This is a genomic window from Sphingomonas humi (assembly GCF_039536725.1).
Classification (GTDB): Bacteria; Pseudomonadota; Alphaproteobacteria; order Sphingomonadales; family Sphingomonadaceae; genus Sphingomicrobium; species Sphingomicrobium humi.
Genome location: NZ_BAAAZD010000001.1, coordinates 55,009 through 66,007, shown reverse-complemented (window position 1 = coordinate 66,007; position 10,999 = coordinate 55,009). Strand labels below are relative to the sequence as shown.

Sequence of the window (10,999 nt, the reverse complement as noted above, 5' to 3'; positions counted from 1 at the left end):
TGACGTAGAGAGCGGGCGAATGCTTCGTTTCCTGACCTTCCTCGTCACCCTCCTCCTCGCCGTCCCCGCCGCCGCCCAGCTCGGCAGCGGGCCGCCGCACATGGCGGTCGAAGTGGTGGCGGAGCGGCCCGCCACGCCGGGCGGCGAGGTCGACCTCGCGCTGGTCATGACCCCGGAGGAAGGCTGGCACGGCTATTGGGAAAATCCCGGCGACGCGGGGAAGCCGATGACGGTCGAGTGGCAGCTACCGCCCTTCGCCGCGGCAGGTCCGCTGCGCTACCCCGTACCGGCGAAGCTGGTGATCGCCGGCCTGATGAACCACGTATTCAAGGGTCCGTACGCCGTCCTCACCCGCCTCAAGGTGCCGGCCGACGCGCGCGGCTCGCTGCCGATCCGCGCCACGCTCGACTATCTCGTCTGCACCGACCAGATCTGCGTTCCCGAACGCGGCACGGTCGCCCTCGACCTGCCCGTCGGCACCGGGGCTGCCGACCCTCGCTTCGACGCGTGGCGGGCCAAGCTTCCCCAGCCGCTTGGCAGCCCCGCCACCTTCGCTATTGCAGCCGACCGGCTGAAGGTCGCCATCCCGCTTCCGGAAAATGTTGCGGTCGGCGAACCGCACCTGTTTGCGATCACCGGCGACGCAGTCCGCTACGCCGAGGCGCAACGCTTCCGCCGCACCGCCGACCGCCTCATCGCGGAGCTCCCGCTCGCCGCCGCTCCCTCGGGGGAATTTGAGGGAGTCATCGACCTCGGCACCGGCCGTGCCCTGCGCTTTGCTGCCGCGCCCGGCCCCGTGCCCGACGGCGGCCGCACCATCGGCGGCGGGGAGGCTTGGCGCCTGCTTCTGTTCGCCTTCGCCGGCGCCGTCCTGGGAGGCCTGATCCTCAACCTCATGCCCTGCGTCTTCCCGATCCTTGCGCTCAAGGCTCTGGCTCTGGCCCGAGCGGGGGGCGCGGAGCGCGAAGCCCGTGCCGACGCGCTTGGCTACACCGCCGGGGCGATCGTCGGCACCGGCGCGCTCGGCGCCATCCTCCTCCTGATCCGCGCCGGGGGAAGCGCGGCCGGCTGGGCCTTCCAGCTGCAGGATCCGCGCACCGTCCTGTTCCTGTTCCTGCTGGCGGTGGCGATCACCCTCAACCTCCTCGGCCTGTTCAAGCTTCCGGTGCTCGGCGGCGAAGGCAATCCGCGCAGCGGCTTTGCGACCGGTGCCCTGGCGGCGTTCGTGGCCACCCCCTGCGCTGGCCCGTTCATGGGTGCAGCGCTCGGCACCGCGCTGCTGCTTCCCGCCGCCGGCGCATTGCTGGTGTTCGCCGGACTCGGCCTCGGGCTCGCGCTCCCCTTCCTGCTGCTCGCCTTCGTGCCCGCCCTTCGCAAACGCCTGCCGAGGCCCGGCCCGTGGATGGCCCGCCTCCAGCGCATCCTCGCCATCCCCATGGCACTCTCCGCCCTAGCCGCGCTGTGGCTGCTGTGGCGCCAGGGCGGGACCAGCGCGGTGCTTCTGGGCCTGCTGTCCGCCGCGATCCTCGTCGCGGCGCTGTTCCTCGCCGGCCGTCGCCAGAACAGCGGCCACCCCGCCTTCAGTCCGGTCGTCGCCGCCCTCCTCCTGTTCGTCGCCGTACCCCTGCTGGGCATCGGTCGCGGCGAGATGGCAGTCGGCCAGCGCGGCAATCACGGCGAAGCCTGGAGCGAGGCCAGGGTCGCAGCCGCCCGCGCGCAGAACCGCCCGGTATTCGTCTATTTCACCGCCGACTGGTGCCTCAGCTGCAAGGTCAACGAAGCCAGCACCATCGACCGCAACGAGGTCCGGGACGCGCTCAAGGCCGCGGGCGCCGTAGTCCTCGTCGCCGACTGGACCAACGCCGACCCGGCGATCACCCGCTTCCTCGACAGCCGCGGCCGCGGCGCCATCCCCCTCTACCTCTGGTACGCGCCTGGCGCCGCCGAGCCGGAAGAATTGCCGCAGGTCCTGACCCCCGCCATGCTGATCGAGCGGGCGAGCGCGGTGAAGCGCTGATCACCCCCGCTCGGGCGTGACCGCGGCCTTTCGCTCCCACACCTTCTGACCCGCAATCCAGGTTTCCAGCACCTGGGTCCGCGCCAGATCGTGCGCCGACACCGCCGCCGGATCGCGGTCGACCAGGATGAAGTCGGCCTTCTGCCCGACGTCGAGCCCGCCCATTTCCTTTTCGGCAAAGCTCGCCCACGCGGCGTCGCGGGTGAACCCCGCCAGCGCCTGACCCAGCGTCAGCCGCTCCTGTGGGCGCCACCCGCCCGCCGGCTGATCGTCCATCCCCTGCCGGCTGATCGCCGCGGCCAGCCCGGGGAAGGGGTTCGGATCCTCGACCGGGAAATCGGACCCGAGCGGCACCCGCACGCCGCTCTTCGCCAGCGTCTGCCAGGCATAAGCCCCGCCAAGCCGGTTCGGCCCCAGCCGTGCTTCGGCCATCAGCCGATCGCTGGTCTGGTGCACCGGCTGCATCGAGGGGACCACCTTGCCCGCCGCGAAGCGCTGGAGGTCGGGCACGTCGATGATCTGCGCATGCTCGACCCGGCAGCGCTTGTCGCCGGTCCCGCAGCCGACCGCGGCGAAGGCCGACAGCACCATCTCGTTCGCCGCGTCGCCGATCGCATGCACCGCGACTTGCCGGCCGAGCGCCAGAGCCGCCGCCGCCTGCACCCGCAATTGTTCGGGCGTCAGCAGGGGCAGGCCGCGGGTGCCGGGCGCGTCGCTATACGGCTGCTTGAGCCAAGCCCCGCGCGAGCCGAGCGCGCCGTCGGCATAAAGCTTCACGCCGGTTACCTTCAGAAGCATCGCCTTTTCGCCAAGCCCCTCGGTACCCGGCTTCTGCGAATCCAGCAGCACACCCTGACTGGCATAAGAGAAGATGCGCAGCTTGAGCGCGCCGTCGCGCGTGCCCCGGTTCATCGCCTGCCATTCGGGGAGGGTGGTCCCCATGTCGGCCACCGCGGTCAGCCCGCGCGACAACAGGGCCTCCTGCGCCCGGCGGAGCGCCGCATCATGCATGGCGGCGGTCGGCGCGGGCACATGCCGATCCACCAGCCCGGTGGCGGCATCGACAAACAGTCCGTTCTCGATCTTGCCGCCGCTCGGTGCCTTGGTCGCCGTGGTCACGCCCGCCGCTGCCAGTGCCGCACTGTTGCCGACCGAGGCGTGGCCATCGACCCGCTCCAGCCACACCGGGCGGTCCTTCACCACCGCGTCGAGGTCGGCGCTGGTCGGAAACCTCTTGTCCGCCCACAGCTCCTGGTTCCAGCCGCGTCCGGTAATCCACGGCAGGGTCGGGTTCGCCGCCGCATAATCGCGCAGCCGCTGCTGCAATTCGGCCAGACTCTTCACGCCGACGAGATCGAGCTGCCCGAGAGACTGGCCATAGCCCATCACGTGTCCGTGCGCGTCGATCAGGCCCGGCATCAGCGCCTTGCCCCCGCCGTTGAGCACCCGCGTCCCGGCCGGCAGCTTGAACTGCTCGCCGTGCAGCACGCGCTTCACCCGCCCATCGTCGCCGACCAGCAAGCCGGTGAAGCGCTCGACCTGCCGGTCCGGCGTCGCGCGTACCCCGCGCACATTGGTGACGAGGAGGTCGGCCAGCGCCGGCGCGGGGATGAGGAGGGCGGCAGCAGCGCCCAGCAAAAGCTTCTTCATGACGGCAAGGCGTAGCATTGTGGCGGCCGCAGGGAAGGGGTAGCGCTGCCCACCGCATGACACCGCCCGATATCAACGACATCCGCGCCGCTGCCGACCGAATCGCCGGCGCGGTCATCCGCACCCCCTTCCTCCACAGCCGCACCCTGTCCGAAATCATCGGCGCAGAGGTCTGGCTGAAGTTCGAGAATCTGCAGTTCACCGCCGCCTACAAGGAACGCGGCGCGCTCAACAAACTGCTCCAGCTGACCGCCGAGGAGCGCGCCCGCGGCGTGATCGCGGCCAGCGCCGGCAACCATGCCCAGGCCGTCGCCTACCATGGCCGCCGGCTCGGTATTCCGGTCACCATCGTCATGCCGGTCTCGACGCCGCTGATGAAAGTCGCGCAGACCGAGGAACATGGGGCGAGGGTGTTGCTGCACGGCGACCGCTTCGACGACGCCTATGCCCGTGCCCGCGAGATGGAGGCGGCCGAAGGCCTTGTCTTCGTTCATCCATTCGACGACCCCGCGATTGTCGCCGGCACCGGCACCATCGCGCTCGAGATGCTGGCCGAAAATCCCGACCTCGACACGCTGGTGGTACCGATCGGCGGCGGCGGGCTGATCAGCGGCATGGCCATCGCCGCCCGCGCGGTGAAGCCCGGCGTCGAGATCGTCGGGGTCGAGGCCGAGCTCTACCCCTCGATGAAGAATGTCGTCGAAGGCGGCGCTGGTGCCATCGGCGGCGATACGCTGGCCGAAGGCATTGCGGTCAAGGAACCCGGCCAGCTCACCCGCGCCATCATCAAGGAGCATGTCGACCGGATCGAGCTCGTCTCCGAACGTGATCTCGAACATGCCGTCGCGCTGCTGGTCGCGATCGAAAAGACCGTGGTCGAAGGGGCAGGGGCGGCCGGCATCGCCCATCTCCTCGCCGACCCCGACCGCTACAAGGGGCGCAAGGTCGGCACGGTGCTGTGCGGCGGCAACATCGACACACACCTCTTGGCCAATGTGCTGATCCGCGAACTCGTCCGCTGCGGCCGCATCGCCCGCCTCCGCATCGGCGCCCGCGATCGCCCCGGTGCGCTCGCCGCGATCACCGCCTGCTTCCACGAAGCGGGGGTCAACATCATTGAGACCAACCACCAGCGCATCTTTTCCAAGCTGCCGGCCAAGGACACGGTGATCGAGGTCGAATGCGAGGCCCGCGACGCCGAAGCGATCGAGGCGCTGGTCAAGCGGCTCGAGGGCAAGGGTTTTGTGGTGACCCGCGCGGCGCTGGACTAGGCCGCGCCTTCCCGCTCGCACAAGGCGATCTGCAACAGCATCGCACCCGTCGCGACGAAGCTCAGCGCCAGCACCCAGGAAAAGCTCGCGACCAGGTCGCTGGTGGTGCCGAACAGCGCGACGATGATGCTGGCCAGCGGCAGGCCGAGGATCAGGATCGTTGCCAGCACGAGGTCGGTCGCGGCCGCCAGCCCTGTCCAGCGCCGCACCGCCGAACCTGCCGCCTGAAGCGTCGCCATCACGAGCAGGCCGACCCGCAGCAGCAGCCAGAAGGTGATGACGGTGATGTTGGGCAGGAACCGCGTCTCCTCGCGCGCCAGGAACATCGCCCCGGCGGCAAGTGTCGCCAGCCCGGCCAGCGACGCCGGGACCCGCGCCGCGCGCCGGCCCTGCGCGGCGACCAGTTCGAGGAGACCGGACAACAGCAGCATCTGCCCGACCACCAGTGCGCCGCTCGATCGCCCGACTTCCGGCAGCAGCAGGGCGGCGCCCGCGATCACGAGGATGAGGATGCCGCAAAATGCGGTCATGCGAGCGCGGCGCTGGTCGGGTGTCGCGGTCATTGCATCTACCTAACCGGAAGAGGTGCCGGGCGGTTCCGAGGATCGGTCAGGGCTGGGGCGCCCCGCCGCGCATGCCGCCGTCCGGATCATGGAGCGAACGGTCGAGCGCCACCTCCATTGTCACCACCAGCCCGGTCGCGGCCCAGTCAAGGGTCAGCGAGCCACCCAGCTGCCGCTCGATGCTGCTGCGGATGACCCGGCTCCCGAAGCCGCTCCGGCTGACGCTTGTCCGCGGCGGCACGGACGGCCCCCCGCGTTCTTCCCACCGCAGCCGAAGCAGCGCGCTGCGCCCCGCTTTCTCCTCGATCCCCCAGCGCACCTCCAGCTCGCCACCGGCAACCGACAGCGCGCCATATTTGACCGCATTGGTCGCAAGCTCGTGAAACACCAGCGCAAGGCTCTGCGCCGCCGCGGGTTTGAGCAGCATCGGCGGGCCCGACAGGATCACTTGCCCCTGCTCGGCACCGCGATAGGGGGCCAGTTCTTCGGACAGCACCCGCTCGAGCTCAGCGCCTTCCCAGCGCGACGCCGCCAGCATGCTGTGCGCGCGGCCGAGCGACTGGATCCGGCCTTCGACCGCCTTCTTGAAGTCGACCAGCGTATCGGCGCGGGTCAGCGACACCACCGATTGCACCACCGCCAGCAGGTTCTTGGCCCGGTGATCGAGCTCGCGGCTCAGCAGCTTTTCGCGCTGCTCGGCTTCCTTGGCGGCCGAGATATCGGTCGACACGCCGACTACCCCGATCACCTCGCCCGTGTGATCGCGCAGCGGGCTCTTCAGCGTCTGGTAATAGCGCGACTGGCCGTCCTGCCCCGTGAACATCTCCTCGAGGTCGAGCGTGTGTCCGGTCTCGATCACCTGCCGGTCGGCCGCCTTCAGCGCCTCGGCTTCCGCGCTGTTGCGGTTCCATTCGTCGTCGGTCCGGCCGAGGATATCTTCCTTGTGCAGTCCCGACAGCTGCTCGAGCGCGCGGTTGAGGTAGAGCATGCGCCCGTCGCGATCCTTGGCGTAGATGATGGTGTCGGTGGATGCGCCGATCAGCTCCAGCAAGGTCGCGGTCTGCCGCAGCTGCTCCTCGGCGGTGCGGCGGTCGTGCACGTCCTCGAGGATGCCCGCCCAGTGGGTGACTTCGCCATTATCGTCATGGCTCGGAAAGGCCCGCGCCCGCAGCCAGCGATAATCGCCGCTGCGAAAGCGCACCCGATATTCGCAATCATAGGGCTTGCCGCTGCCCAGCGCTTCGGACCAGGCCAGCCCGATCGCATCTTGGTCGTCGGGGTGGACGGCCTCCAGCCAGCGCACCCCGGCGCGGTCCTCCTCCTGCCCGGTCCAGGTGGTCCACAGCGATCCGCGGTAGAGTGACCCGCCCTCGGCGTCGGTCAGGAAGGGCGACAGCGTCGGAAAGTCGACCAGGTCGAGCAGGTGCCGCTCGGTCTGGCTCAATTGCTCGGCCGATTGCCGCCAGCCGCTCAACGACCAGAGGATGGTGAGGCCCAGGAACAGGCAAGATGGCACCGCCAGCCAGCGCCACTCCCCGCCGGCGATCAACCCGGCGAGGCCGCACACGAGCACGATCGCCGCCATGATGGCGGACGAGACGTTCGGCATGGGTCGCAAGGGCGGTCCCACCCCTGGCTTGCGCATCCCTTCCCCCGCGACTTCGTGACGCTTCCGACTCGAAAGCGGCACTGGAACCGGAAGGGTCTCATGGCTGTTGACCGAGGGCAACGTTCGCGACCCGACACAGCGACTACCTCAGGGCATCGCATGATCGGAAAATCCGCTCAGTCCGCCGAAGATGATTTGTTTGGGTCGCGCTCCGGGCAAAGCTAGGGGACGCTTACAAGAATCACCTTGGCAGGAGGCCCAGACACATGGACGCGAAAACCGGCGAACTTTCCGGAGGCTGCCCGTATCAGGCAAGCAAGGCGCGCTCGCTCCTCGGCCGGCAGAACAAGGACTGGTGGCCCGAAGCGCTGCCGGTCGACATGCTTCACCAGAACGGGGTCTCGCCCAGCCCGCTGGGCTCGGACTTCGACTATGCCGAAGCCTTCAATGCGCTCGACTATAATGCCGTGAAGCGCGACCTCACCGCGCTGATGACCGACAGCAAGCCGTGGTGGCCGGCCGATTATGGCCATTATGGACCGTTCATGATTCGAATGGCCTGGCACGCCGCCGGCACCTACCGCGTGACCGACGGCCGTGGCGGCGCCAACAGCGGCCAGCAGCGCTTCGAACCGCTCAACAGCTGGCCCGACAACGGCAACCTCGACAAGGCCCGTCGCCTGCTGTGGCCGATCAAGCAGAAGTACGGCAAGCACATCAGCTGGGCCGACCTGTTCATCCTCGCCGGCAACGTCGCGATCGAAAGCATGGGCGGGCCGGTGTTCGGTTTCGCCGGTGGCCGCACCGACGTCTACCAGAGCGAGGGCGACACCTTCTGGGGCACCGAGGAGCTGTGGGTCAGCGACGGCGCCCCGACCCGCATCACCGAGGAAGCGACCGAGCTCGAAGGCCCGCTCGCGGCGATCCAGATGGGCCTCATCTACGTCAACCCGGAAGGCCCCGGCGGCAACCCCGACCCGCTGCAGTCGGCGCGTGACATGCGGGCGACCTTCAGCCGGATGGCGATGAACAGCGAGGAAACCGTCGCGCTCACCGCCGGCGGCCACGCCTTCGGCAAGGCGCACGGTGCCAAGCCGGGCGAAACCTTCGGCAAGAATCCGGCCTCCGAAAGCGTCCACCTCCAGGGCCTCGGCTGGCTCACCGACGAGGAGGAGATTGGCGCGGGCCACATCACCACCAGCGGGATCGAAGGCAGCTGGTCCAACAACCCGACCAAATGGACCGGCGACTATTTCCGCCTGCTCTTCAAATATGACTATGAGCTGGTCGAGAGCCCGGCCGGTGCCAAGCAGTGGCAGCCGGTCAATCCCGATCCGGAGGACATGGCCCCCGACGCACGCGACCCCAACAAGCGCGTGCCGACGATGATGACCACCGCCGACATGGCGCTGAAGATGGACCCCGAGTTCCGCGAGATCTCGCTTCGCTTCAGGGACGACCAGGCGGCGCTCGACGACGCCTTCGCCCGCGCCTGGTTCAAGCTGACCCATCGCGACATGGGTCCGAAGATCCGCTACCTCGGGCCGGAAGTCCCGGAAGAGACGCTGATCTGGCAGGATCCGGTTCCCGAAGGCCGCGAGCCGGCCAAGGCCGAGATCGAACGCTTCAGCAAGGCGATCCTCGATTCCGGCCTGACCATCGGTCAGCTGGTCAAGACCGCTTGGGCCTCGGCCTCGACCTATCGCCGTTCGGATCACCGCGGCGGCGCCAACGGTGCCCGCATCCGCCTCGATCCGCAGGTCAACTGGGCGATCAACGAGCCGGAAGAGCTGAAGACGATCCTCGCCAAGATCGACGAGCTGCGCGGTGAGCTCAGCATGGCCGACGCCATCGTCCTCGCCGGTACGGCGGCGGTCGAAAAGGCGGCGCGCGATGCTGGCTTCAACGCCACCGTCCCCTTCACCGGGGGTCGCGGCGATGCCACGCAGGAATGGACCGACGTCGACAGCTTCAAGTGGATGGAGCCGCAGGCGGACGGCTTCCGCAACTATCTGAAGACGCACCAGCCGGTGCGGACCGAAGAGCTGCTGCTCGACCGTGCCGCGCTGCTCGGCCTTTCGGCACCCGAAATGACGGTGCTGGTCGGTGGCCTGCGCGTTCTCGGCGCCAACCACGGCGATATCCCCGAAGGCGTGTTCACCGACCGTAAGGGTCAGCTGACCAACGACTTCTTCGTCAATCTCCTCGACAACGACACCTTCTGGGAACTGGTCGACACGTCGAGCGACGAGGAATTCATCGGCTTCACCCGCGCCGGCAAGACCCCGAAGTGGAAGGCCACCCGGACCGACCTCATCTTCGGCTCCAACTCGCAGCTTCGCGCCACCGCCGAAGTCTATGCCGAGAAGGGCAATGAAGAGCTGTTCGTGCGGCACTTCATCAATGCCTGGGTCAAGGTGATGAACGCCGATCGCTTCGACCTGCTGCCGACCCGCAAGGTCTCCGCCGACCAGGCCGGCGACGCCTCCTACGTGGGCGCGTAAGAGGCCCCAGAACTGAAACGGGACCCCGGACTTGAGCCGGGGTCCCGTTCTCATTCGTCATTGCGAGCCGCAGGCGAAGCAATCCACGGCGCATTCCACCGACTGCCCCACCACCCGCGTCATCCCGGCCACGTCGCATCGACGAAGACCGGCGGCCCTCGACTCTAACGAAGCCGCCTCAATTCCTCGGCCAGCAGACGGAATTCGGCTTCCCGCCCGCTGCCACGCCGCCAGATCAGCGCGATGTCGCGTTTCGCATCCTCGGACTCCAGCGGCCGCGCCTCGACGCTGGTCCCCTCCAGCAGGCCCGCATCGACCGCCATCTGCGGCACCAGCGTCAATCCCAGCTTGTTGTCGACCATCTGCACCAGCGTGTGCAGGCTGGTGCCGAGCATCATCGCCGACGCGCGCAGGTCGGGGCGGCTGCACGCGCTCAAGGCATGATCCTTCAGGCAATGCCCGTCCTCGAGCAGCAGCATCCGGCTGGCGGTGATCTCGTCGGGCCGAACGCTGGCGCCCGACATCTCGCCCCCGGCGGAAGCGACCAGCAGCCGGTCCTCGAACAGGACGTCGACCTCCACGTCGCCGCAGTCGAACGGCATCGCCAGCAGCACGCAATCGACCGCGCCGCGCTGCAATCCGTCGCAGGCAGCGCCGCTGGTCTCCTCGCGCAGGAACAGCTTGAGGCTCGGGTGCGCGGCCCTGAGCCTGGGCAGCAGCGGCGGAAGCAGGAAGGGAGCAATGGTCGGGATCACCGCCATCCTGAGGTCGCCGGTCAGCGGTTCGCGCTCGGCTTCCGCCATCTCCGCCAGCTCTTCGGCCGAACGCAGGACAAGCCGGGCCTTGGTGACGATCCGCTCTCCCAGCGGCGTGAAGCGCGTGACCCGCCGCGACCGCTCGACCAGTGTCGAGCCAAGCAGCGTTTCCAGCTCGCGCAGCGATGCGGACAGGGTCGATTGCGTGATGAAGCAGCTCTCCGCCGCGCGGCCGAAATGGCCGTGGTCGTGGAGGGCGACCAGATATTGCAGCTGGCGAAGAGTAGGAAGGAAAGTTGTCATTGGCCCGATCGATCAATGAGGCCGTCTTAAGTCATTTGATTGTTCAAGGCAAAGTACCCAAATGCTGATCAACGGAGCGGTCGTTCCCCCCTGTCGTATCGCTCCGGGCCGCCGCCGCTTGAACCCGTTTCGGTCTACCCCTTGGACCAGCGCTTTCGCGGCGGCGGCTATTTATGCGACCGATCGGCGCACGACCGTCCACTTCGCCCGTCAGTCTGGCCTTGTAGGATATTCTGGGTTACTAACCAGAATGGTTATCGATGAGCCTTGGTCCGACGTCACGCACCTGCAATTTTGAAAGTGGACGAACTGGACGCGGCCGCTTCC

7 protein-coding genes are annotated in these 10,999 nt (G+C 68.3%); 3 read left to right on the top strand and 4 right to left on the bottom strand.

The genetic code is table 11. The features are described 5' to 3' along the window. Nucleotides 1–19 precede the first annotated feature (19 nt). Nucleotides 20–2,017, top strand: coding sequence for a protein-disulfide reductase DsbD family protein (locus ABD729_RS00255; RefSeq protein ID WP_344708149.1), 1,998 nt, complete (start codon nucleotides 20–22; stop codon nucleotides 2,015–2,017). On the opposite strand, the gene ABD729_RS00250 is transcribed toward ABD729_RS00255, so the two are convergent. After that, a complete protein-coding gene (locus ABD729_RS00250; RefSeq protein WP_344708148.1) occupies nucleotides 2,018–3,667 on the bottom strand; it encodes an amidohydrolase in 1,650 nt (549 codons plus the stop codon). Between the two features lie 56 nt (nucleotides 3,668–3,723). Here ABD729_RS00250 and ABD729_RS00245 point away from each other — a divergent pair, with 56 nt between their 5' ends. Then, nucleotides 3,724–4,938 (top strand): threonine ammonia-lyase, encoded by a 1,215-nt coding sequence (locus ABD729_RS00245; RefSeq protein ID WP_344708147.1) that lies wholly within the window; start codon nucleotides 3,724–3,726, stop codon nucleotides 4,936–4,938. Here ABD729_RS00245 and ABD729_RS00240 read toward each other — a convergent pair. Together ABD729_RS00240 and ABD729_RS00235 are read right to left on the bottom strand one after the other, a co-directional pair. Further along, nucleotides 4,935–5,501, bottom strand: coding sequence for a hypothetical protein (locus tag ABD729_RS00240; RefSeq protein WP_344708146.1), 567 nt, complete (start codon nucleotides 5,499–5,501; stop codon nucleotides 4,935–4,937). The genes ABD729_RS00245 and ABD729_RS00240 overlap by 4 nt on opposite strands. 46 nt (nucleotides 5,502–5,547) lie before the next feature. Next, nucleotides 5,548–7,110, bottom strand: a complete 1,563-nt coding sequence (locus ABD729_RS00235; RefSeq protein ID WP_344708145.1) for a PAS domain-containing protein — start codon at nucleotides 7,108–7,110, stop codon at nucleotides 5,548–5,550. Between the two features lie 266 nt (nucleotides 7,111–7,376). On the opposite strand from ABD729_RS00235, the gene katG reads away from it, so the two are divergent. Continuing rightward, the gene (gene katG, locus ABD729_RS00230) at nucleotides 7,377–9,614 is read left to right on the top strand and encodes a catalase/peroxidase HPI (protein ID WP_344708144.1); all 2,238 of its coding nucleotides are present in this window, start codon (nucleotides 7,377–7,379) and stop codon (nucleotides 9,612–9,614) included. A gap of 164 nt (nucleotides 9,615–9,778) precedes the next feature. Here katG and ABD729_RS00225 read toward each other — a convergent pair whose 3' ends face one another. Then, nucleotides 9,779–10,672: a hydrogen peroxide-inducible genes activator gene (locus ABD729_RS00225; RefSeq protein ID WP_344708143.1), complete on the bottom strand. Its 894-nt coding sequence runs from the start codon at nucleotides 10,670–10,672 to the stop codon at nucleotides 9,779–9,781. Nucleotides 10,673–10,999 lie beyond the last annotated feature (327 nt).

Coding starts and splice junctions, on each gene's coding strand:
- ABD729_RS00255 (WP_344708149.1), top strand. CDS start 20: ATGCTTCGTTTCCTGACCTTCCTCGTCACCCTCCTCCTCGCCGTCCCC.
- ABD729_RS00250 (WP_344708148.1), bottom strand. CDS start 3,667: ATGAAGAAGCTTTTGCTGGGCGCTGCTGCCGCCCTCCTCATCCCCGCG.
- ABD729_RS00245 (WP_344708147.1), top strand. CDS start 3,724: ATGACACCGCCCGATATCAACGACATCCGCGCCGCTGCCGACCGAATC.
- ABD729_RS00240 (WP_344708146.1), bottom strand. CDS start 5,501: ATGACCGCGACACCCGACCAGCGCCGCGCTCGCATGACCGCATTTTGC.
- ABD729_RS00235 (WP_344708145.1), bottom strand. CDS start 7,110: ATGCCGAACGTCTCGTCCGCCATCATGGCGGCGATCGTGCTCGTGTGC.
- katG (WP_344708144.1), top strand. CDS start 7,377: ATGGACGCGAAAACCGGCGAACTTTCCGGAGGCTGCCCGTATCAGGCA.
- ABD729_RS00225 (WP_344708143.1), bottom strand. CDS start 10,672: ATGACAACTTTCCTTCCTACTCTTCGCCAGCTGCAATATCTGGTCGCC.